The organism is Aerococcus sp. 150760013-2 (assembly GCF_053627715.1).
Genome location: NZ_JBSEYI010000007.1, coordinates 1 through 24,947 on the forward strand (window position 1 = coordinate 1; position 24,947 = coordinate 24,947).

General features: G+C 38.5%; 16 protein-coding genes and 2 pseudogenes. 10 read left to right on the forward strand and 8 right to left on the reverse strand.

The window, feature by feature from the left end:
• Positions 1 to 183: 183 nt before the first annotated feature.
• Positions 184 to 1,464, reverse strand: coding sequence for a trigger factor (tig, locus tag ACUW85_RS04720; RefSeq protein WP_182023436.1), 1,281 nt, complete (start codon positions 1,462 to 1,464; stop codon positions 184 to 186).
• Positions 1,465 to 1,723: 259 nt separating this feature from the next.
• On the opposite strand from tig, the gene recU reads away from it, so the two are divergent.
• From recU to ACUW85_RS04735, 3 genes are all read left to right on the forward strand, one after another.
• Positions 1,724 to 2,338: a Holliday junction resolvase RecU gene (gene recU / locus ACUW85_RS04725; RefSeq protein ID WP_182023435.1), complete on the forward strand. Its 615-nt coding sequence runs from the start codon at positions 1,724 to 1,726 to the stop codon at positions 2,336 to 2,338.
• Between the two features lie 24 nt (positions 2,339 to 2,362).
• Positions 2,363 to 4,831, forward strand: a complete 2,469-nt coding sequence (locus tag ACUW85_RS04730) for a transglycosylase domain-containing protein (protein WP_048725810.1) — start codon at positions 2,363 to 2,365, stop codon at positions 4,829 to 4,831.
• A 161-nt stretch (positions 4,832 to 4,992) separates the two neighbouring features.
• The gene (locus ACUW85_RS04735; RefSeq protein ID WP_048725807.1) at positions 4,993 to 5,940 is read left to right on the forward strand and encodes an alpha/beta fold hydrolase; all 948 of its coding nucleotides are present in this window, start codon (positions 4,993 to 4,995) and stop codon (positions 5,938 to 5,940) included.
• 78 nt (positions 5,941 to 6,018) lie between these two features.
• Here the strand turns inward: ACUW85_RS04735 and nrdF are convergent, their stop codons facing one another.
• From nrdF to nrdI, 3 genes are read right to left on the reverse strand one after another with little or no spacing between them, the layout of a single operon-like run.
• Positions 6,019 to 6,990, reverse strand: a complete 972-nt coding sequence (gene nrdF / locus ACUW85_RS04740) for a class 1b ribonucleoside-diphosphate reductase subunit beta (protein WP_016897514.1) — start codon at positions 6,988 to 6,990, stop codon at positions 6,019 to 6,021.
• 32 nt (positions 6,991 to 7,022) lie between these two features.
• On the reverse strand, positions 7,023 to 9,206 hold the full coding sequence (gene nrdE, locus ACUW85_RS04745) for a class 1b ribonucleoside-diphosphate reductase subunit alpha (RefSeq protein ID WP_048725801.1): 2,184 nt from the start codon (positions 9,204 to 9,206) through the stop codon (positions 7,023 to 7,025).
• Positions 9,187 to 9,558: a class Ib ribonucleoside-diphosphate reductase assembly flavoprotein NrdI gene (gene nrdI / locus ACUW85_RS04750; protein WP_182023434.1), complete on the reverse strand. Its 372-nt coding sequence runs from the start codon at positions 9,556 to 9,558 to the stop codon at positions 9,187 to 9,189. Before nrdI ends, nrdE begins: the two co-directional genes overlap by 20 nt.
• Positions 9,559 to 9,991: 433 nt before the next feature.
• On the opposite strand from nrdI, the gene ACUW85_RS04755 reads away from it, so the two are divergent.
• Entirely contained in the window at positions 9,992 to 10,453 is a 462-nt protein-coding gene (locus ACUW85_RS04755; protein ID WP_048725792.1) for a CopY/TcrY family copper transport repressor, read from the forward strand.
• Positions 10,454 to 10,457: 4 nt separating this feature from the next.
• On the opposite strand, the gene ACUW85_RS04760 is transcribed toward ACUW85_RS04755, so the two are convergent.
• Positions 10,458 to 11,138 carry a uracil-DNA glycosylase gene (locus ACUW85_RS04760; protein WP_182023433.1) on the reverse strand — a complete coding sequence of 227 codons (681 nt, stop codon included), beginning with the start codon at positions 11,136 to 11,138 and terminating at the stop codon, positions 10,458 to 10,460.
• Positions 11,139 to 11,328: 190 nt separating this feature from the next.
• Between ACUW85_RS04760 and ACUW85_RS04765 the strand changes: the two genes are divergently transcribed.
• The 6 genes and pseudogenes from ACUW85_RS04765 (at position 11,329) to ACUW85_RS04790 (ending at position 21,811) form a co-directional block, all read left to right on the forward strand.
• A complete protein-coding gene (locus tag ACUW85_RS04765; RefSeq protein WP_149255912.1) occupies positions 11,329 to 12,207 on the forward strand; it encodes a Cof-type HAD-IIB family hydrolase in 879 nt (292 codons plus the stop codon).
• Between the two features lie 389 nt (positions 12,208 to 12,596).
• Entirely contained in the window at positions 12,597 to 14,150 is a 1,554-nt protein-coding gene (locus tag ACUW85_RS04770) for a Ppx/GppA family phosphatase (protein ID WP_048725780.1), read from the forward strand.
• Positions 14,151 to 14,192: 42 nt separating this feature from the next.
• Positions 14,193 to 16,349, forward strand: a pseudogene (locus tag ACUW85_RS04775) (RNA degradosome polyphosphate kinase); the annotation flags it as partial.
• A gap of 137 nt (positions 16,350 to 16,486) precedes the next feature.
• Complete coding sequence (locus ACUW85_RS04780; protein WP_016897522.1) at positions 16,487 to 18,118, forward strand: ABC-F family ATP-binding cassette domain-containing protein; 1,632 nt, start codon at positions 16,487 to 16,489, stop codon at positions 18,116 to 18,118.
• A gap of 131 nt (positions 18,119 to 18,249) precedes the next feature.
• Positions 18,250 to 19,989: an ABC transporter ATP-binding protein gene (locus ACUW85_RS04785; RefSeq protein ID WP_149255910.1), complete on the forward strand. Its 1,740-nt coding sequence runs from the start codon at positions 18,250 to 18,252 to the stop codon at positions 19,987 to 19,989.
• Positions 19,982 to 21,811, forward strand: coding sequence for an ABC transporter ATP-binding protein (locus tag ACUW85_RS04790; protein WP_310648933.1), 1,830 nt, complete (start codon positions 19,982 to 19,984; stop codon positions 21,809 to 21,811). Before ACUW85_RS04785 ends, ACUW85_RS04790 begins: the two co-directional genes overlap by 8 nt.
• A gap of 210 nt (positions 21,812 to 22,021) precedes the next feature.
• On the opposite strand, the pseudogene ACUW85_RS04795 reads toward ACUW85_RS04790, so the two are convergent.
• From ACUW85_RS04795 to ACUW85_RS04805, 3 genes and pseudogenes are all read right to left on the reverse strand, one after another.
• Positions 22,022 to 23,209: pseudogene (locus tag ACUW85_RS04795) on the reverse strand (AI-2E family transporter).
• Positions 23,191 to 24,126 carry a type I pantothenate kinase gene (gene coaA / locus ACUW85_RS04800; RefSeq protein ID WP_149314684.1) on the reverse strand — a complete coding sequence of 312 codons (936 nt, stop codon included), beginning with the start codon at positions 24,124 to 24,126 and terminating at the stop codon, positions 23,191 to 23,193. Before coaA ends, ACUW85_RS04795 begins: the two are co-directional and overlap by 19 nt.
• Before the next feature lie 20 nt (positions 24,127 to 24,146).
• Entirely contained in the window at positions 24,147 to 24,908 is a 762-nt protein-coding gene (locus ACUW85_RS04805; RefSeq protein ID WP_259345391.1) for an acyl-[acyl-carrier-protein] thioesterase, read from the reverse strand.
• Between the last annotated feature and the right edge of the window lie 39 nt (positions 24,909 to 24,947).

Sequence of the window (24,947 nt, forward strand, 5' to 3'; positions counted from 1 at the left end):
TGAAATAAGGATATCATGTCCTTCTTTTTGCGTACACAAAAATAGTGCCGATGAGACTCAATTGAATCTCACCAACACTATTTATTATAGAACCGGTTTTTTTGGTCATTATCCAATTCTTTTGCTTAAGAAAAAGCCAAGGAGTCGCCCCCTTGGCTTTATGTTTGAATACTATAATAAAGCTTACGCTTCTTCAACAGTATCAGTGATTAATGCCATTGCTTTTTTCAATGCAATATCATTTTTCAACATATCTTCTGTTACAACATTTTTAACTTCTTCAACAGTCATGCCGTAAGTTTCAGCTAATGTAGCGATTTCTTTTTCTACATCTTCAACTTCAGCAGTGATGTTTTCATCTTCAACGATTTGCTCAAGTATCAAGTTAGTTTTCACGCGAGTGTCAGCATCTTGTTCGAATTGAGTGTGTAAGTCTGCCTCAGTTGTACCTGTTAATTGGAAGTACATTTCTTTAGAAATACCTGAACGTTGCATTTCGTTTAAGTAGTGGTCCATTTGACGGTGAACTTCTTCATGTACCATTTCGTGTGGTAAATCATTAATTTCAGCATTTTCTACTGCTAAACGTAAAGCTTCTTCTTCGCGAGCTTCTTTAGCTGCAGCTTCTTTTTGATCCGTTAATTCTTTACGGTATTTTTCTTTTAATTCGTCTAAAGTTTCAACTTCTTCGTCAACGTCTTTAACAAATTCGTCATCTAATTCTGGTACTTCTTTAGTTTTCACTTCGTGTACTTTAACTTTGAATGTAGCATCTTTACCAGCTAATTCATCTGCATGGTAATCTTCAGGGAAAGTAAGGTTAACTTCTACTTCGTCGCCTTCTTTAACACCAACTAATTGGTCTTCAAAACCAGGGATGAATGAATCAGAACCTAATTCTAATGAATGGTTTTCACCTTTACCACCTGCGAATGCTTCACCATCTTGGAAGCCTTCGTAGTCAATAACAACAGTGTCACCAGTTTCAGCAGCGCCTTCTTTTAAAGCCAATTCGCTTAAATTAGCTTGTGCTGCAGATAAACGGTCGTTGATTTCTTCTTCAGTTACTTCAACTTCTTGTTTAGCAACAGTTAGGTTTTTGTATTGACCCAATTTAACTTCAGGTTTAGTCGCAACATATGCAATTAATTCCCAGTCAGCATTTGGCTCAGCAGATTTAATATCGAAGCGAGGTTGTGTAACAACTTCTAAACCTGATTCTTCAACAGCTTTTGTATAAGCTTCTGGTAAAACGATGTTTACAGCATCTTCAATTAAAGATTGCTCACCAAACATTTTTACAAACATTTGATAGTTTACTTTCCCTTTACGGAAACCTGGGATAGATACATCCTTTTTGATTCGGTTAAAAGCTTGTTTCTTAGCTTGTGCTGCATCCTCTTTTGCTACGGTAAAGTGTAAAATACCTTCGTTTGTTGATGTTTGTTCATAATTTACTGACATTTAAATTCCCCTAACTCTAGTTATATTTACTAATCGATTACGCATTTATGCATAATCTTAACATCATAAAATACTACACTAAAACTGGCGAATTGTCTAGTTAATGAGCCAAAATGCCATTAATGTTATACTATAAGGGTGGATATTTCTTGTTTTTATATTAAAATCCGTGTTAAAACTATGGTATATGTCCTAATTAGGATAAAATAGAGTAAATATGGTGTCAATTTTTTGGTGCCATATTCTGAAGGAGGTCATCATGAGGTATCCCAACGGTAAAGTCTACCAATCTAAGACGAATCGTTCACTATCCGCTTCTTCTAAAGGGAAAGCAAACTTTGCCAAGCGTGGTATGAAGCTGGAGGAAATGATTAATCAAGCCAACCAGTGGTATTTATTGCGTGACAAAGCTATTATTCACAAAAAGCCAACACCAATCCAAGTTGTTTCAGTCGACTATCCAAAAAGAAGTCGCGCTGTGATAACTGAAGCCTACTATCGTACAGCTTCCACAACAGATTATAATGGTATCTATAAAGGGCACTATCTAGATTTTGAGGCTAAACAAACAAACCTTAAAACCAAGTTCCCCCTTCATAATATTCATCAACATCAAATAGATCACATGACAAATTGTGCCAATCATGGTGGGATTTGTTTTGTCCTGTTTCTATTTAAAGAAAGAAATGAAGCCTATGTTTACCCTATATCTGCCTTGTTGGAAGACTGGACTGCTTTTGTGGCCAATGACATCACTGCAATTCCATTAAAGAGAATTCAATCTGAAGGTGTCCAAGCAAACATGGGGTATCAACCCCGAATTGACTATTTAGCAGCTGTGGATGAAATGATTGTATCCCATCATCATATTTAAATAATTGTATTAGGAGTGATAAGTATGAGTCAAGATCAAAACTCAAGACGACGAAGCCAAAATAATCACAAGTCGTCTAAAAGAAATCAAGGTAAGCGAGGTAAGTCTAACCGCTCTGGTATGGCCCTTTGGAAAAAGATCCTACTTGGTGTTGTTGGCGCCGGTGTAGTAGTTGGGGTAGCCCTTTCAATCATTGCCTATTCCTGGATTTCTGATAGCCCTGCAATCACCGAAGAAGATTTGTACGGTACCATCGCATCTAGTGTATATGACAATGAAGGAAACGTTGTGTACGAAACTAGTCAAAACGATCGAATAATCGTTGACGAAAGTGATATTTCGCAAACAACATTTGATGCCGTTACTTCGATTGAGGACCAACGCTTTATGGAGCATAACGGTTTTGACCCGATTCGTATTGCAGGTTCATTTTTGGCCAACTTAAAGGCGGGCGGGATTGCACAAGGTGGTTCAACCCTAACCCAGCAATTAGTGAAGCTAACCTCTTTTTCAACTAATGAGGAAGACCAAACTTATAAACGTAAAGTCCAAGAAATCTGGCTAGCGATTCAATTAGAACAAGACTACTCAAAACAAGAAATCTTTGAGTTTTATATTAATAAAGTCTACATGGCCAACGGTGTCTACGGTATGGGGACTGCTGCTGAAGTTTACTATGGTAAATCTTTAAGTGAGCTGTCAATAGCTCAAACTGCCCTATTAGCTGGTATGCCACAAGCACCTAACGCTTACGATCCATATTCAGATCCTGAAGCTGCTGAAGAAAGAAGAAACTTAGTACTTGCAGAGATGTTGGATAATGAAAAAATTACTCAAGAGGAATACGACGAGGCAGTAGCCACACCAATTGAAGATGGTTTACAAGATATTGACACTGAGTCAACTGAACAATCTGAAACTGCAATTATGTTAGACTCTTATATTCAAGAGGTTGCCACTGAAGTTGAGGAAGCAGGATATGACATGTATTCAGACGGTTTACAAATCTATACGCATTTAGATATGGATGCCATGACTGAAATCTACAATACAATCGAGGATGAAGATGGTTATTACTTCACAAATGACAACATGCAAGCTGCAGCGTCATTAGTGGATACAGAAACGGGTAATATCCTAGCCCTATACGGTGGACGTAACCAAGAAGGACAATTGTCTTATAACCGGGCAACTCAGTTAGAACGAAGTGTTGGTTCTTCTATTAAACCATTTGCGGACTATGCGACTGCTATAGAATATCTAAACTACTCTACCGAATCTTCTATTAAAGATGAAGAACATACTTATTCAGATGGGACAGAGATTAATAACTACGATAACCTATACCAAGGCACTATCACCCTCCGTCAAGCTTTAATCGGTTCTCGTAACATTCCAGCCTTAAAACTATTACAAGAGGTTGGTACCGACCAAGTAGATGAATTCTTACAAGGTATGGGGATTGTGTTAAATGATGGGAATGGAGTCTATGAAGCTAACTCTATCACTGGTGAGATTACGCCATTACAATTGAGTGCCTCCTATGCTACTCTAGGTAATTACGGTGAATACAACCAACCACGTGCGGTTGATTACTTTACAACTTTCGATGGCGAAGAAGTCACGATTGATTCAACAAGCACCCAAGCCATGGAAGATTCAACTGCATATATGGTAACCGATATGCTTAAAGATAACTTCACAGATACCGCATACGGATTGTCTACTAACTATCATACAGCTGGTCTAGCGGAAGCTGGTAAATCAGGTACGACAAACTATACCAAAGAAGAGGCTGCTGAACTCGGTGTTGATTCAAGTGCGGTACCTGATACTTGGATGTCAGGTTACACGACTGATTACGCTCTATCCATTTGGACTGGTTATGATAACCCATTCTCTACCGATGAAGTTGGCTATATTGATGGGTCAGATAGATATATTGTAAGTTACCTATACCAAGCAATTATGGGGTACCTATCTACGACTTCAGAAAATGCAGATTGGGTACAGCCTGATTCAGTACATGAAGTGAAATTAGTCAAAGATGCAATACCAGATGAATTCCCTACAAACGCGACACCATCATCACAAATCTTAACTGGTTTGGCTAACGATGACTTGTATTCAGATTACCAAGCTTGGTTAGCATCTGGAAATGCGATTGTACAATCATCGTCATCATCTTCTAGCCGTGCATCATCAAGTAGCTCAAGTTCTATTTCTAGTTCTATTTCTAGTTCAATTTCTTCATCGTCAAGCTCAAGTTCTTCATCAGCTGCAGAATCGAGTGAAGAATCTAGCTCGTCTGAGAGCGAGTCTTCTGAGTCTAGTGTGAGTGAAAGTTCTGAAGCTGAAACGCCTTCGAGTGAAGTGGAATCTTCAAGTGTTTCATCATCCACTACGCAACCAAGCGCCTCATCATCATCTAGACCAGCAGACACTGGCGACGACGAGGATGTTGAGGACGAGGAAGCAGACGAAGCTGCTTAGGACCTGAATTACCAATTGAATCAATGATATAACGATATTTTAAAAGGCCTGTGACGTTTTGTCACAGGCCTTTTCTATTCCATAAATTATATATCCCTATTTATTGTGCTTTAGAATTGAAGACACTATAATAGACTTAACTGAAAAAAAGAGGGGAAATTATGTTTGCATTAGACTACTATAACACTGTAACTATTCCATCAGCTTCACCTGACCGCCCTTATATCCCTGTTTACGCTTGGCAAAACGCTGATCATCCAAAAGCCATTATCCATATTGTCCATGGGATGTCAGAATTTGGTGGTCGCTATAAAAAAGTGGCTGAGTCATTTGTGGACCAAAACTTTTTAGTCATCGCCCATGACCATATTGGCCATGGAGGACTAGCTAAAGAACACAACCGTTTAGGCTATTTTGGCACGACGGATGCTGCTAAAGTCATGGTTGAAGATTTACATCGAGTTGTTCAAGCAACTAAGAAACATTATCCCGATTTACCCTATTATGTGTTAGGTCATTCAATGGGGGCATATATAACCCGTTTATATCTTGGTCAATATAGTGAGGAAGTAGACGGCGTATTATTGAGTGGGACGAACACCCATAGCCCTATTTTCGCGACAGGTGCAGCCTTAGCACCTATTTTAAATACCTTGCATCCAGATGCCTACAATTACTATATCCATCAAAAACTATTCGGTACGGGTATAACTGATGACCCTGCTGTTGCCAATGCTTTTCCAGAATATTGGTATCCACCTAAAAATGGTGAAGAACCCGATTGGCCTTTAGTCGGTTTTGTTTTCACTAATAATGGCTTTGCAGAATTAGTCAAAATTGCCCATAAAGCAACAAAAGCTTCCTGGACCCGAAATATCCGTAAAGACCTGCCAATTGCCATTATTGCTGGTCGTAACGATCCACTGATTAATGGTGGTAAAGAAACCCACAAACTGGCTAAAGAATTCACCCGTTCTGGTTTTGATGATGTCACAATCATGATGTTTGAAAATCGCGGTCATGAATGTTTAATGTACGGCAATACTAGACCCGTTTACCAAATAATCAATAATTGGTTTAAGAAACAACTAAAAACCATTCATGATTAAGTATATACAAAAAAACATGCAAAAATCGCGCCTGTCATTTTCGACAGGCGCGATTTTTTATGTAGCAATATTTTAACTTTAAGTCCATTTTTCGTAGTCTTCGTCTGACATGGCTTCAACTTGCCCTAGTAAGTAACCATTACCTACTTGTGAGAAGAAGTCATGGTTTGAAGTACCGGTAGAAATACCGTTCATAACGATAGGGTCTACATCATCCGCTGTATCTGGGAACAATGGATCAAATCCTAAGTTTTGTAATGCTTTATTGGCATTGTAACGTAGAAAGATTTTCACATCTTCAGTCCAACCTAAGTCATCATAGATGTACTCGCTGTATTTCGCTTCGTTTTCATATAATTCAAACAATAAGCTGAAGGCCCAGTTTTGCATGTCTTCTTGCTCTTCTTTTGATAATTGATTGAAAGCAATTTGGAATTTATAACCAATGTAAGTACCGTGGACACTTTCGTCACGTAAAATCAATTTAATAATTTCAGCAACGTTTGGCAATTTACCGTTTCCTAAGTACCATAGCGGTGCATAGAATCCTGAGTAGAATAAAAATGATTCTAGGAATACTGAAGCCACTTTTCTTTGTAAGTCAGTACCGTTTTGGTAAATGCCGTTAATACGGTTCGCTTTGTATTGGATAAATTCATTTTCCCGTGTCCAGGCAAAGATTTTATCAATTTCTTTAGGTGTGTTTAAAGTTGAGAAAATAGATGAATACGATTTAGCATGTACACTTTCCATGAATTGGATGTTATTGTAAACCGCTTCTTCATGTTGGGTACGGATAGATGCTTTAAGTGATTCCATACCATCTTCAGATTGCAAAGTATCTAGTAGTGTTAAACCACCAAATACTTTTCCAATCATGTCTTGTTCTCTAGATGATAATGTACGCCATGTATCTAAATCATTTGATAATGGAATACGTGTATCTAACCAGAATTGTTCTGTTAACTTTTCCCAAGTCAACTTGTCAATCATATCCTCAATATCATTCCAGTTAATAGCAATATAAGGATTTTCATTAAAATTCGTCATGTGTGTTCCTTCCTTATTCCAAGTGCAATCGATTAAACAGTACAGCTTTCACAGTAATTTGCGCCAACTTCTTCGTTGTTATCTGTGAATGTACGTACGTAGTAAATAGATTTGATGCCACGTTTCCATGCGTAACGACGCAAGATGTTTAAATCACGTGTCGTCATTTTGCTTGTACGCCCTTCTTTCCAAGGGTATAAACCTGCAGGAATATCTGAACGCATGAATAAGGTTAAACTCATACCTTGATCAATATGTTGTTGAGCAGCTGCATAGATATCGATAATACGACGGTTGTCGATGTCGTAAGCAGATTGGTAATAAGGTAGAGTCTTATTGCTTAAGAATGGTGCTGGATAATAAGTCTTACCAGTTTTCTTTTCTTGACGCTCTTCAATCAATTGGATGATTGGGTGTAAACTTGAGCTTGTTTCATTAACGTAAGAAATTGAACCAGTAGGCGCAACTGCTAAACGGTTTTGGTGGTATAAACCATGCTCTTGAACGGCAGCGCGTAAGGCTTTCCAGTCTTCTTGAGTTGGGATGTGAATACCTTCAAATTGTGCTGCAACTCTTTCAAATTCAAACGTTGTTTCTTCATTGATGTATTTGTCAAAATATTCACCCGTCGCATATGTTGAGTTTTCGAAGTTTTCGAAAGTGACACCACGTTCTTTAGCGATTCTGTTAGACGCTACTAAAGTATAGTAGTTTAACAATAAGAAGTATTTGTCTGTAAATTCAATCGATTCTGGTGAACCATAGTGCATTTCATTTAAGGCAAAATAAGTATGTAGTCCCATTGCACCTAAGCCGATAGTATGTGCTAAGTCGTTACCTTTTTTAATTGAAGGTACTACGTCAATAGCTGATGCATCTGTTACATAGGTCAAACCACGAACCATTGTATCAATAGATTTACCAAAGTCTGGCGAATGCATTAAGTTGTTGATATTTGTCGAACCTAAGTTACATGAAATATCTGTACCTAATTCTTCAAATGTTTGGTCGTTATTGATAATTGAAGGACGTTGTACTTGTAAAATTTCTGAACACAAGTTACTCATAACAATTGTCCCGTCAATTGGGTTTTGGTCATTTACAGTATCGATGTTGATGATGTAAGGATAACCAGATTCTTGTTGTAATTTAGAGATATCGTCTTCTAAATCACGCGCGCGAATCTTAGACTTCTTGATTTCTGGGTTGTTTACCAAGTTATCATACTCTTCTGTAATGTTGACATAGGCGTAAGGTTTACCATAAATACGCTCAACATCGTAAGGGCTGAATAAGTACATCATTTCGTCTTTTTCTGCTAATTCGTAGAATTTATCAGGTACAACTAGACCTAGTGATAAAGTCTTCACACGGATTTTTTCATCAGCGTTTTCTTTTTTCGCAGATAAGAATGAAACAACATCTGGATGGAAGACACTAAGGTAAACTGCACCTGCACCGTTACGTTGCCCTAATTGATTAGAGTAAGAGAAAGAATCTTCTAATAATTTCATGACTGGAATGATACCTGAAGAAGCATTTTCAATTTTCTTAATTGGATCTCCGGCTGCACGAATATTGGTCAAGTTCACACCAACCCCACCACCTAAACGAGATAGTTGTAGTGCTGAGTTGATTGTACGACCAATCGAGTTCATGTCATCAGTTGCTTGGATTAAGAAACATGAAACCAATTCACCACGACGTTTACGACCTGCATTTAGGAAGGTAGGCGTCGCTGGTTGGTATCGTTGGTTGATCATTTCATCCCGTAAATCGCTCGCTACTTGCTCGTCACCATTTGCTAGATATAAAGCTGTAAATACAATACGGTCTTCATAACGCTCTAAATAACGTTTACCGTCGTTTGTTTTAAGTGCGTATTGCGTATAGAACTTGTAGGCACTCATAAATGATTTGAAACGGAATTTGAAGTCATACGTTTCTTGCATTAAACGTTTCACAAAGTCACGGTTGTATAGATTTAAAAAGCCTTCTTCTAAGTAGTCATGCTCAACTAAGTAGTCGATTTTTTCATCTAGAGTATAGAAGAATACGGTATTTGGGTTAACGTGCTCTAAAAAGTAAGCCCGTACCGCTTCTTTATCTTTCTCGATTTGAATTTTTCCGTCTAGTGGACGGTTAACCTCGTTATTCAGCTTGAAATATGTAATTTCTTTTTCTTGTACTACTGCTTTAGGTTGGTCCAATTTCATTCACCTTTTCTTTCATAATTGTTACATCGTTCACATTTCCCTGGAATTCAAAAGTTAACAGCAAATGTACATTATACGCTTCTGCTAGATCTTTTGCAGTAAAACAATAGAGTTCATTGAAATTTAAATTTCCGGAACCGCAAACACCTTTTAAATACGTTAGGTTATGGCCAGTTTCAATAAAATCATTTAGTATTTCGGTCACTTCAATATCATAAGTTGGAGCAATCACGATATAGGGTTCGTTAATTTCTTGAAAAGCATTATCCATTGTAATTCTCAGGCTATCCATTTCAAGTTTATTTACAAACTTGTGTGTCTGTCCGGTTAGAGACATGTACACAATTTTCACATCACATTCCTCCCATTCAAAAAAAACGACACCACTACATGTAGTGGTGTATTTTTGTTACATATAACTATATATGGTTCATTCTGTAATTTCAACTATTTAAGACGAGTATTGTTTCTGTAAAAATAAACGCATCCAGTTAGCCAGACGTTATTATAAAATACAATCATCAGTCTAAGCCAACAATTAAGGCAATTCATTTGAAGTTTAAATAATCATTCGAGCCCTTTTTGCCCACAAATAAATCTTTTGCTTGAAAATTTTATTTTAAATTATGAGATGATTTATACAAAAAATGTTTTAAGTCTATTTTTTGCAAATCTATTATTACAAATTAACTACAGAAAATCCATTTGACTTGCTTTTAACCATCTACAAATGTAAACTAAAATTGATTCAATCATCTGATATCGACTACTGAAAGGAGTCAGCGATGACAAGTAATATTATCCAAGAAAAAAGACAAGATTTCCAAGATGTTTCCGCTGCTGAGTGGGAAGTCATGCGGGTCGTATGGGCGCAAAAAGAAACGAATTCCCGCACCATTATCGCCTCGTTAGAGGACAAAAAAGATTGGAAAGCCGCAACGATTAAGACCTTAATAGGCCGCCTAACTAAAAAGAACTGGCTAGAAACGACTAAAAACGGTAAATCATTTATTTACCGCCCGGCAATCGATGAAGACACTGCCTTAGAAAACCAAGCACAGACCCTATTAAATGGTTGGTGTAATACCGATGCTGACAAGGTGATTTCTGCACTTATTCAAGCCTCTGTATTAGACGATAAGATGAAGGGTAATATCCTCAATGCCCTAGACCAAGCCACTTACGTTGACCATGTTACTTGCCATTGTGCGCCCGGTCAATGTATCCACCATCCAGAAACCCATTAACCATCTATTCTGACACTTGCCAATTAATTGGTGTCCGCCCTGATTTTTCCAGCAATTCATTTGCCTTGGAAAATGGCTTAGTCCCGAAAAAGCCACGTAAGGCGGATAAGGGACTCGGGTGCACTGAACTTAGAATGTAATGTTTATTTTCATCAATTAAGGTAGCCTTGGCCTTTGCTGAATTGCCCCATAAAATAAAGACAATGGGCTCAGGCGCTTGATTTAAGGCACTGATAGCCGCATCGGTTAAAACTTCCCATCCTTTACCTTTGTGGGCATTAGCGCTAGAATCTGGCACAGTCAAAACTGCATTCAATAATAAAACACCCTGGTCAGCCCACTCTCTTAAATCCCCATGACTAGCAGGTTCGATATCTAGATCTGCCTGAAGTTCTTTATAGATATTTCGTAAAGAAGGTGGAATCTTCACACCTTTGTTAACTGAAAAACTCAAACCTTGCGCTTGACCTGGTTGATGGTAGGGATCTTGTCCTAAGATGACTACTTTCACTTGGTCAAATGGCGTATGCTCAAAAGCTGCATAGATATGATTTTGGTCTGGGTAAACCGGGCCTTTTTCATATGCTTGTATGATAAAATCTTCAAGTCTTTTAAAATTCTCAGACCCTAATACTGGCGCTAATTCTTTGGCCCAGTCACTTGGCATCTTCCCTAGTCTTGTCATGCTTTACGCTCCCCTCTTCTTAATAGTCCAACTTTCATTATAACATGAATTACGTCTTTTGTGATTTACTGCTTAGTCATACTACTGGTTAGATTAGGTTGGTATCTGTTTTTCCATGCACCGTTTGATTAGTGAATTTAAATTGACCGTGGTAAACTGAATTTAACTTAATTGAGATAGGAGCTTACAAATGATTGAATTGATTGTTTCAGATATGGATGGCACCTTGTTGGACGAAAATATGGATATTCCACAAGCAAATATTGATGCGATAATGCATACATATAATAAAGGGATTCCATTTGTTGTGTGTACTGGCCGTAATTTTACAGAAGCTAAAGTCAAATTGGATGAAGCGGGTATTCGTTGTCCGATTATCGGTTTAAATGGCTCAATCCTTTTTGACAGAAATGGGAAAGTAGAATACGAAGTGGATATCGATGACCAAACTGCCCTTGATATTCTAGATAAGGGTTATGAAGCGGGCTTTTATATGGAGGCCATGACCAGTAAAAATGTCTACTCATCTTCATTAGAGCAACGTATTCTTGCAATTACGGAACTGATTCACGAGATGAATCCGGAAATGTCATTAGAAGAAGCGAGAACGCGTGCAACCCAATCGAATGAGGTAACAACTATCGATTATCGTGATGATTTAAGAACTTTGATCACTGAGGAAGGTCAAGCCATCATCAAGATTACTTTCGTAGATGCTGATCCAGAAAATACGATTAAACCAATGGCGGCAGAAATCGGTGACCAATACCCAGATACCCATATCACCTCATCATTTAAGTACAATATTGAAATCAACCATGCAGATGGGACTAAGGGTAAGGCTATTGAAAAATACTGTCAAGACCATGGTTACAACATTGATAATGTCGTGGCAGTTGGGGATAATTTCAATGACGTGTCTATGTTAAAAGTGGCTGGCTATTCGTTTGCGATGGCCAATGCGGAACCGGAAGTGAAATCATACGCTAAATATGAAACAACCAGCAATTACGATGGTGGCGTAGCGAATGCCATTTACCTGTCACTGAAAATGGCTGAAAGCGACTAAAATATAGCGGTTATAAAATCACTATATAGTCACCATTCACCCAGACACTAGACTTTATAGGAATTGGCTTATGAGCAAAAAACATTTAAACGACCCAAGAGCCGAACAATTACTGTCAAGTAATTGGAATATTTTGGGAAAGGTCGGAAGAGTTTGACTTTCGTTACCCGGTATTACGGCTATCGTTAAATAACAATTAGGGGGCTAGTGGCTTTGATGTCACGGCCCTCTTTTTCTAGAATCCCCTATCTAATTCACTTGTAGAAATAGTCTTTTACTTATCGGGAAATATTATTTCGGATTTGCTGAAATTGCGTTATACTAAGCTTAAGATAATTTTAATTTTAGTTGTTACTGAAGCACATGAAAAACGAAAGGACACAATAGTTATGAAAGAACGAATTGGTTTGATTGATATAGGTTCAAACTCTATTCGCCTTGTTGTCTTTCAAGTCGAAGATAATTTAGCCATGCGAGAAATTCAAAACATTAAAATTCCCGCACGGATTTTTCAATATATAAATGATAATCACGAAATGTCACAAGAAGGTATTGATACCCTAGCCCGGATAATTGGCGCCTTTGCAAAAGAAGCGGCTATATTGAAAGCTGACCGCATCTTGCCAAAAGCAACTGCAGCCATCCGACAATCAAAAAATAAAGATGACATTATCAATCAAGTGAAGAAAAAAACTGGTGTAACCATTGAACTAGTGCCAGAAGAAATGGAAGCTTACTACGGATTCTCTGCAGTCGTTCACTCTATGAGTGATTCTGACGGTGTATCCATTGATATCGGTGGTGGCTCAACAGAAATCACAGTCTTTAAGGACAAGGAATTGGTTGAAGCCTTCTCTTTCCCATTTGGGGCCGTATCATTACAAGAAAAATTCTTTAACGGGAAAGACTTCAATGATGCTAAAAGCATCAAGGAAACACGTAAATTTGTCCGCCAAGCCTTTTCTGAACAACCTTTCTTTGAAAACTTAAACTTACCGATTTTTGCTATTGGTGGTTCTGCGCGTAACGTTGCCCGTGTCCACCAAATGCAGTCAAATTACGGTATGGCTGGTTTACATGGATATACAATGAAGCCAAAGCAAATTGACCAAGTCTTTGATACTTTTGTCGACTTGTCAATGAAAGAGATGCTCAAATTAGAAGGTTTGTCTTCTAACCGAGCAGATATTATTGTGCCAGCGACAATCGTTTTCCAAGAATTAATTCAAACCGTTGATTCACCAGTATTTAAGTTCTCACAAGAAGGATTGCGTGAGGGTATTGTGTATGAATATTTAGAGGAAAAATACCGGTCTGCCTTCGACATCCATCGAGTGGCTCAAGAAACAGTTGAGCGATTATCTAGTATTTACCAATTTTCAATGCCTGATTCAGCGCAACGGATGGTGATTGCTCGCCAGTTACACGCGGCCTTAAGTGAAGATGGCTATTTGAAATTGAATGATCGTGAATTAGAGTTAATGAATTATGGGGCATATTTGTACAATCTTGGGGAAATGATTGAACCAGGAAACGCATCACAACATACCTTCTATTTACTTTCTAACTCTAACTTAAATGGATTCTCGCATCCTGAAAGATTAGCCCTTTCTATTTTAGCTTCATATAAAAATAAAACTTTATTTGACCAATATTTAACAACCTATGGAGAAATGCTAGACGATAAACAAGTGGAAACCCTTCAACACATTGGAGGACTGATCAAGTTTGCTGAATGTCTAAATGATTCTCATAACAATATTGTGAAAAGTATGGATACCGTGATGAAAGGTAATAACCTGATCCTACGTATCTTCTACCAAGGAGAATTATTATCCGAAGTCTACCGTTCTGAGGACCAAAAGAAACATGTAGAACGTGCAATCGGCAAAGACATTACCCTAGAGTTTATAAATGCAAATTCATATCGGGCCATTTTATAACAGTTACTAATCTCTCCGTAGCTTAATGAAAAGGAGAATACAAAAATGACTGAACAAATCAAATACGATCTTGATAATCCTGATTACTATGAAAACCGAGAAGTCTCTTGGTTAAATTTTAACTACCGTGTATTGCAAGAAGCTGCTGATGACAGAAACCCTTTATTAGAACGATTAAGCTTTCTAAGTATTGGGACGTCTAACCTAGATGAATTTATGATGGTCCGGGTTGCTGGTTTACAAGATCAATTCCACTTAAATGTGAATGAACTGGATAGTAAAAAGCAATGGACACCTGAACAGCAATTAATCGCCATTGCGGATAAGAACCATGAAAATAACGAATATCAATATGCCCTATACCAAGAATTGAAGAAAGAAGTGGCAAAACATAATATCCACTTTATCCGTTTCAACGAAGCGCCTACGCGTCGCCAAGAGAAAATGAAAACATTCTTCTTCAATGAAATTTACCCAACGCTTACGCCACTTGGTATTGATGCTTATCGTCCTTTTCCAAGCTTAAATAACAAATTAATTCATATTTTTGTGAATTTAAGCCGTGAAGGCGAGCAGCAGGTAGCAATTGTCCCCATTCCACAATTGGTGAACCGTTACTTCCATTACGAAGAAAATGGTCACTACTACTTCATTAATCTAGAAGATATTGTGACAAACTTTATTGAAACCTTATTTACTGGCTACACTATCGAATCCAGCTTCTTGTTCCGTGTGACCCGTAATGCCGATCTAGACATTCAAGAAGATGGCGCGGACGATTTATTAACAGTCATTGAAGACTACTTAGTAGAACGACGTAACGGTATGGCCGTTCGTATCGAAATTCAACAAGAAGAAAATTATGATCAAGAATATATCCATGCTGACCTTGAATACCTGCTGGAAGAATTGGGTCTATTAGAACGGGACCTATACTTTGTTAACGGTCCACTAGACTTAACCGGCCTTGGGGATGCCATCGATGTTTTGGAAAACTACTTCCCTAACTTACGCTATGAACCATTTAAACCGGTTTACCCTAGCGAATTACAAACCACTAATTTATTCAAATTAGCTGAAAAACGTGATATCTTCCTACACCACCCTTATGATTCATTCAAACCAGTGGTCGAATTTATCCAAGATGCAGCCAATGACCCGCATACCCTTGCAATCAAGCAAACTTTATACCGAGTATCGGCGAATTCACCAATTATTTCAGCCTTAAAAACAGCTGCAGAACGTGGTAAACAAGTAACAGTTTTAGTGGAATTGAAAGCACGTTTCGATGAAGAAAATAATGTCCAATGGGCAAAAATCTTAGAAGAAGCTGGTTGTCATGTAATCTATGGTAAAACCCACCTTAAAACCCACTCTAAAATTGCCATGGTTGTGAAACAAAAGAATGGTCGCGTTCACCGTTACGTCCATCTTGGAACTGGTAACTACAATGATAAGACTGCCCGTTTCTATACTGATATGGGGATCATCACAACTAACGAAGGGATCGCGGAAGATGCAACAGACTTCTTCAACTACCTAAGTGGTTACTCTAACCAACCAGACTACCACTACCTGCACGTATCACCTTTTGCGATTCGAGATAACTACATTGAAGATATCGAAGACGAAATTCAAGCCCACAAAGCAAATGGTAATGGTCATATTATTGCCAAAATGAATTCACTAACGTCAAAAGATGTCATCAGAAAATTATACGAAGCGAGTCAAGCTGGGGTAAAAGTAGATCTGATTATCCGTGGTATTTGCTGTCTGGTACCGGGTATTCCTGGCGTATCAGAAAATATCAATGTCATTTCAGTTGTTGGCCGTTTCTTAGAACATAGCCGTATCTACTGGTTCAACAACAACGGTGATGAGAAATTATTCTTATCATCTGCTGATATGATGACCCGTAACATGATCCGCCGTGTAGAAATCGAGTTCCCTATTTTAGATGAACATATTCATGAAGAAATCATGGAAATCTTGAAAGTATACTTAGAAGATAATACCAAAGCGCGTTACAAATTACCTGACTGTACCTACCAATATGTACAAAATGATTTAGCGCCAGTAGACTCACAACAAATCTTCATGCAAAAGGCTTTAAACGAAGGCGAACAAGCCAGAACATCTGCCCCGCGCAGTAAAATGACTTGGTTTGAACGTTTGCAAAATAGACTAAATAAAAAATAGTGACGGATTTTAATAATCGGTCGCAATAAAAATAGCACCTTTGGATTAAATGTATTTGATTCAAGGGTGCTAATCATGTACCATGAGTATGGTCAGGCGTTTTACGCCACGAATCTTATGGAAGAAAGAGGATCAAGATGTTAACTGTAAATAATGTAAGTGTACAATTTGCAAGTCGTAAATTGTATGATGAAGTAAACTTAAAATTCACACCTGAGAACTGCTACGGCATTATCGGTGCCAACGGAGCGGGTAAATCTACCTTCTTAAAAGTATTATCTGGCGAATTAAGCCCAACAACTGGTAACGTATCAATGGGTGACGACGAACGCCTATCAGTTTTAAGCCAAAATCACTTTGGTTTTGAAGAATACACAGTTTTAGACACTGTTATCATGGGTAACAAACGTCTTTACACAGTTCGTGAAGAAAAAGATGCCCTATATGCTAAAGCTGACTTCTCTGAAGAAGACGGTATTCGCGCTGGTGAATTAGAAGCTGAATTTGCTGAAATGAATGGTTGGGATGCTGAAAATGAAGCATCACAATTATTACGTGGTTTAGGTATTGGCGAAGGCATGCACTACCAAACAATGAGCGAATTAGCTGAGCAAGAAAAAGTAAAAGTCTTACTTGCACAAGCTCTATTCGGTGAACCTGACGTCTTACTACTAGATGAGCCGACAAACGGTTTGGATTCAGACACCATCGAATGGTTAGCTGAATATATCATCAACTTCCCGAACACTGTATTAGTTGTTTCCCATGACCGTTACTTCCTAAACAAGGTATGTACCCACATCTGTGACGTAGACTACGGTAAAATTCAACTTTACGTTGGTAACTACGACTTCTGGAAACAATCTTCAGAATTAGCTGCTAAATTACAAGCTGATGCAAATGCGAAAAAAGAAGAGAAAGTGAAAGAGTTACAAGACTTTATCGCCCGCTTCTCTGCCAACGCATCTAAATCAAAACAAGCGACTTCTCGTAAGAAAACATTGGAGAAAATTGAATTGGATGACATCCGTCCTTCAAGCCGTAAATACCCATTTGTTGGATTCGAGCCAGAACGTGAAATTGGTAATGATGTACTAACAGTAGAAAACCTTTCTAAAACAATTGATGGCGTGAAAGTATTAGATAATGTATCATTCATTATCCGTCCAAAAGATAAAGTAGCTTTTGTATCTCGTAACGATATCTCAACTACTGCTTTAATGGAAATCATCACAGGGAATATGGAACCAGACTCAGGTTCATACAAATGGGGTGTCACTACAAGTCAAACTTACCTGGCACGAGATAACTCAGATGAATTTGAAAATAGCCAACAAAGTATCCTTGATTGGTTACGTCAATTCGCCAATGGTCCAGAGGAAGAAGATAACACATTCTTACGTTCATTCTTAGGTCGTATGTTATTCTCTGGTGACGAAGTAAATAAAAACCTAGATGTATTATCAGGTGGGGAACGTGTTCGTTGTATGTTATCTAAGATGATGTTATCTAAAGCCAATGTATTGGTTATGGATGATCCTACAAATCACTTGGACTTGGAATCTATTTCTAGTCTGAATGAGGGCTTAATCAAATTTAAAGAAGTCGAATTATTTACTTCTCATGACCGTGAGTTTATCCAAACAATCGCTAACCGTATCATCCATGTAACACCAAATGGTGTGGTTGACCGTATGGATACTACTTACGAAGAATTTTTAGACAATAAAGATGTGCAAGACCGCATCCAAAAATTATACGCTGAATAAAATAGTGTTGTTAAAACACAAACTGATAAAAGCAGACCGATTTCGGTCTGCCTTTTATTCACTTTGGCGATAATTTATGTTTTATATTTTTCAATGACTACTAGGCAAAATAAGTTTAAGGAGGAAAACATTTGAATTTTATCTGGAAATACGTTAAAAAATACCCTGGTAAATTGCTGATCACATTCATTGCTACCATTGGAACGGCAGCAGTAATGATCGGCTTACCTACTTTATTAGCACAAATGATTGATAATGCCATTATTACCCAGAATATCCCTTTATTATGGCGCTATACATGGATAATGATGGGATTAGTGGTACTATCCCTCGTTTCACGGACGATTACCGCTTATACGGTTTCTAATATCGTCAATGACATGGTCATGAACATCCGAAATGACGCCTACAAAAAAATGCAAAACCTATCTCACCATGAGTTTCAAGAGTTGGGTGTGGCATCTTTAACGACCCGTATTTCAACCGATGCCTTTGTGATTTTACAATTTATGGAGATGACTTTAAAACAAGGCCTAGTATCGCCTATGATGCTAATTTTCTCGATCATTATGATCTTCTCCATTTCACCAGCATTAGGAATCTACGTGATTCCCGTTTCTATTATTATCATCTTATCTGTGATTTTTATTGCCAAATACACTTTGCCGATTTCCGAAAAACAACAGGCAAGTTTAGATAATATCAACCGGATTCTACGGGAAAACATTACTGGTTTACGTGTAATCCGTGCCTTCAATAATGAGCACTTCCAAGAAGGCCGGTTTAAAGACGTTAACCAATCTTACAAGAAACAATCTGGTAAATTATTCAAAACCATCGCGGTTACACCGGCCCTATTCTCTCTATTATTGAATACCGTGATTATTGCGATCCTTTGGTTTGGGGCTGGCTTGATTGAGACTGGTTCTATGCAAGTCGGTATCATGGTTGCCTTTATCGAGTACGTTTTCCACGCATTATTCTCATTATTAATGTTTGCCAACATTTTTATGATGTACCCACGTGCGGCGGTTTCAGCTGGTCGATTACGAGAAGTGATGGATATGCCAATTACAGTTGCTTCACCTGATCCACAAGTGGCTATTACTGAATCTGATGAATTTGGTACCCTAGAATTCCGTGACGTTGACTTTGCTTATCCAGATGCCTCTAAGCCCGTTCTACGGAACATTTCCTTTAAAACAAATCCTGGTGAAACGGTGGCTTTTATTGGGTCAACTGGATCTGGTAAATCAACGATTGTTAAGTTAATCCCACGTTTCTACGACGTGAGTAAGGGTCAGATTTTAATTGACGGGATTGACGTTCGAAACTATGAATTAAACGCTTTACGGTCAAAAATTGGGTATACACCGCAAAAAGCCCTACTATTTACTGGGGATATCGCGGAAAACTTACGTTATGGTAAATTCAATGCGGATGATATGGACCTGGACCGAGCGACTAACGTGGCGCAGGCTTCTGAATTTATTAACCGTTTGGAGACCAAATATGCGACTCATTTAGATGAAGGTGGGGCCAACCTATCTGGTGGACAAAAACAACGTTTGTCTATTGCCCGTTCCATTATCGCGGACCGAGAAATTTACATCTTTGATGACTCGTTTTCAGCACTAGACTACAAGACTGATGCTGCAGTGCGCCAAGCCTTAAAAGACGAAACACAGAATGCAACAACTATCATCGTTGCCCAACGTGTAAGTTCCATTATCCATGCTGATCAAATCATCGTCCTAGATGAGGGTGAAGTGGCAGCGCGCGGTACTCATAAAGAATTGCTTAAAACGTCTGAACTTTACTATGAAATTGCATCATCTCAATTAAGTGAGGAGGAATTAAATCGTGGCTAATACAGAAATTGAAAAACGAGAAATTCCAACTAAGGAAATCTTAGGCAACCTATGGCGGTATATCAAACCCTATAAAGGCCAATTCTTCTTGGCCATGTTTGCCACTGTTTGGATGAATATTGCCGGTGTTTTAGAACCTATCGTACTTGGTTTAGCTATCACTGAATTAACCAGTAATGTAGTGGATTTGATGAACCAAGTACCTGGTGCAGGTATCAACTATGATTACGTTGGTTACATTGCCCTACTTTACTTTATCCGTGGTTGCTTCTTCTGGTCGGGTCAATACTTAGGTCAGTATTGGCTAACAAACGTGGTACAAAATGCTATTTACGACCTTCGTAACGATGTGGCTAAGAAAGCCAACAACATGCCTGTTTCTTATTTTGACAGCCATCCAACGGGTGATGTCTTATCCCGAATGACCAATGATATTGATTCAATTACCAATGCTTTGCAACAGTCCTTTATCCAGTTCGTGAATGCGATTCTTGGGATTTCCTTTGCGGTTATTTCCATGTTCATTATTCAATGGCACCTCGCCTTAATTATTGTGACCACAATTCCATTGTCATTCCTTTTTGCTAAGCTGATTATTAACCAATCGCAATCAGCCTTCCAAAATCAAGCGAATGCCTTGGGGAACTTATTTGGTTATACGCAAGAACAATTGTCAGGTTTCACTGAAATCAAGGTTTATAGTCGTCAAGAGGAATCGGTGGCAGAATTCGAACGCCGAAACCAACAATTGCGGGATTACGGTTTTAGAGCCAGCTTCCTATCGTCCCTAATGATGCCGTTACTGAATACGGTAAGTAACTTGGGTTACGTGGCCACTGCGATTGCTGGTGGTTTATATACCCTTGCTGGGAAGTTGACAGTTGGTAATCTACAAGCCTTGGTCCAATATGTGATGCAAATTACCCAACCGATTCAAATGTTGACCCAACTATCTGGTGTCTTACAATCAGCCCTAGCTGCCGCCCACCGTGTCTTTGATTTCTTAGACGAGGAAAATGAAATCCAAGAAGAAGTTACCGGACACCTACCAGCGAAAGTTACTGGTGCTGTTGAATTCGACCACGTACGTTTCGGTTATGACCCAGAGAAACCCTTGATGCAAGATATCTCATTCAAAGTTGAGCCTGGTCAAACAGTGGCCATTGTAGGACCAACTGGTGCAGGTAAAACGACTTTAATCAACTTGTTGATGCGTTTCTATGACGTGGATGCTGGTGCGATTAAAATTGATGGTGTACCTACTAAATCAATGACACGCGGAGAATTACGCAAGCACTTTGGTATGGTATTACAAGATGCTTGGTTATACACTGATACTGTCTTAGAAAATATTCGCTTCGGTAAGTTAGATGCCAATGATTATGAAGTCCAAGAAGCAGCAGAAGTTGCCAACGTTGACCATTTCATCAACACCCTACCTGGCGGTTATGAAATGGGAATCAATGAAGAAGCCAACAATATTTCATTAGGACAAAAACAATTGATGACCATCGCTCGTGCCGTGATTGCGGATCCAGATATCTTAATCTTGGATGAAGCTACCTCATCAGTAGATACACGTCTTGAAAAATTGATTCAAGAGGCTATGAATAAAATTATGGAAGGCAGAACGAGCTTCGTAATTGCCCACCGTTTATCAACGATTCGTGACGCTGACTTGATTCTAGTTATGCAACAAGGGAATATCACTGAACATGGTACCCATGATGAATTAATGGCAGCAGACGGCTTCTACGCTGATTTATACAATAGTCAATTCTCAGAAGAAACACCAATGGACGTTTCAATGGGATATTCTTAATAAACGATACGCATACAATCGTGCAAAAGAAAATAGTGTTGGTGGAAAATGCACAATCATTTCTACCAACACTATTTTTTGTGTACAAGAAAACCATTTTGATATGACCTTTCTAAAACGAATTTGGGAAAAGAATGGCCAGCAGCCACCAAAAAAGGGCGATAACAAATTGGTTATCGCCCTTTTGCCAAAATCACTATTCACTTGATCCTATTTAAGATTATTGGTTTCTGTGGTTACTTTGATATTGTCTTGGTCTAAATTGTAATTGATGGTTGCGGATGCCAGTTTGTAGCATAGGGCAAAAATCGGCACTGATAGTAACATTCCGGCTAGGCCGAAGAAGGCACCTGAAACGGTTACTGAGAATAAAACCCAAATGCCTGGTAGACCGACTGACCCACCGACAACTCGTGGGTATATGATATTCCCTTCCACTTGCTGGACTACAATAATGAAAATGATAAACCAAATAGCTTGGACAACATCAACAACAGCGATTAGGAAGAAGCCGACAACCCCACCCATGATGGCCCCGTAGATAGGGACCAAAGCCATTGCACCAGTTAGGACCGAGATCGATAAGGTGAACGGGAAGTTGAAAATGGTCATTCCGATAAAGACGAGTACCAGTAAAATAACGGCTTCAGTTACCTGTCCAGACACATATTGGCCAAAGGTTTGATTGGCTTCAGCGCCTAAGTTGACGGTAAAGTTGGCCCAGTGCTTAGGCATAGTACCGTAAATAATCTTTTTAAATTGTCTGGTTAAGGTTTCTTATTTAAATAGGATTGACGTACCAAAGATAATGGCTACAAATGCATTAAAGATGCCGTTCAAAAGGTTACCAACAAGACTAAATGTAGTATCCAAAATACCTGATGTAAAGGATTGGACGATTGAGAATAATTGGTCTCTCAATTGATTGGTGTCCACATCCAATTGGTTAACAGTTTCTAGTATTTGCGGATTATCTGCAATATACTGATTAATTTTGTTATAAAGCAAATTGATTTCCGATGGTACTTGGCTAATAAATGATCCTAATGTTTCCTGTAAATCCGGTACTACTAGGAAGATAATAAAGGCAATCACCCCAGCGATGATCAGGTAACCAAATAAAATCCCCACGATCCTGTACCAAGTGTAATATTTCCCAACTAGCTTAGTCATATGCCTTTCAAAAAATTTCAAAGGTAAATTCAGGATAAAGGCCAAAGCTGCACCTAGTATGAATGGTAATGTGACAGCAATAATTGAATCAAATATCCCTTTGATTGACCCGAAATTATTGATTGCCCAATAACCGATAATCACTACAAATAACAAACTGACGATTCTTCGCCAAGTAAACTTCTTCTTCACTATCCGTCTTCTTTCTAATATTTCTTGATCCACAACTCATTGATATAGTGGTCTTTTTCTTTATGTATGACAATATTGGCTCTATTGCGTGTTGGTAAGATATACTCCTGCAAGTTAATCAGGTTGATATTATTCCAAGTATGCTCTGCTCTCTCCATGGCCTTTTCATGGGGCACTTGGGTAAATTGATAGTAAAAGTCATCCGGGTGGTCAACAGCCTGGTCAACTAAGAGGTTGAATCGTTGGTAGAACCATTCCTCGATCTGCTTTTCATCTGCATCGACGTAGACGGACAGATCCCAGAAGTCACTCATATAAACCGTATTATTCTCTGATGTTTGTAGGACATTAATACCTTCAACTATTAGAATTTGAGGGTTACGCAATACATTCTCCTCGTCCTCTACAATATCATAAACGGAGTGGGAATACTTTGGATAATAGATTTCACTTTTATTGCTTTTCACATCTGTTAAGAAAGTTTCCAAGGCCTCCATATTATAAGATTCTGGGAACCCTTTCCGGTCCATTAACCCTTTTTCTTCAAGTACTGTATTTGGGTATAAGAACCCGTCTGTAGTCACTAATTCCACGTTTAAATCAGGATAGGCTTGCGCTAAAAAGAGTTTCAGCAATCGAGCTGTTGTACTTTTACCAACTGCTACCCCACCGGCAATGCCAATAATAAATGGCGGTATTTCTCCAGTGATGCCGAAGAAATTGGCCCTCTTTCTTTCAAGGTTCTTATAGTTTTCACGGTAAATGGCAATCAACTGGGTTAAAGGTTTGTATACTTCGTTTGCATCTTTCAAAGATAGGGAATCATTTAAAGATGTTAGCCGGTCCAATTGTTCATTGGTCAGCTTGATCTCAAATTCTTCCTTTAAGTCTTTTAAGTATTGATTCCATTCCATTCGTTCAATAATATAATAGTCTCTATTTACTTGCATACTTACTCCAAACTAGCCGGTTATTTTACCTGCCATGTGATTTCTGCTAAACAGTGGGCGTTATCTTCACTATCGATGACATGCTGCGTGTTGAAAGTACCATCCGATTTCAGGTCTTCAGATAATGTTGATAAGTCAGAATGCACGGCACCTTCTTGATGCAAGTACATTTCCTTTTCATAGGCAATGGTGAAGGTGGTTGGTGTATATTTTTCAAACCATTCCATGCCTAGTGAATTGGTAATCCACCTTAAGTAGATGGTGTTGTTTACGTGGTTATTGAGATCGATATCTAAGAACTTTACTTCAAAGCGGTCAACTTTTGATTCATGTGCTACTTCTTTACTTAATCGTTTACGGCGACTCGGTCTTTCTTCTTTTTCAACTTGATACCATTCAGCAACGATTTCTGGAATTCGGACGATTGACCGTTGATTCAAGTCGATTAAGGCGAATGTTGTCTCTGCTTGGGCCAAAACTAGACCGTCACTTGTTTTCAAGGCGTAATGACGCTTGCTGAAAAACTTGTTGTAAGTTGTTGCCTCGGTTTCTGCAATGATATCCTCGTTGTAACGTGGTAAACGATTGATGTCTATTTGATTTTGTGTGATGATCCAAGCCCAACCCTCTTGGCGGAAACCTTCTTTCGCTTCTGGAATCGTCGCTTCTTGATTATTGGATGCAATCAACATGATATCCAAGATAGCAGGAAGTGTCATCTCCCCTAATGCATTACAATGGTAGTGACGCACTTTGACTGATTCTTGATATAATAAACCCATTCTTTTACCTCCTTGATAGTGTCGAATGTTGATCATTCA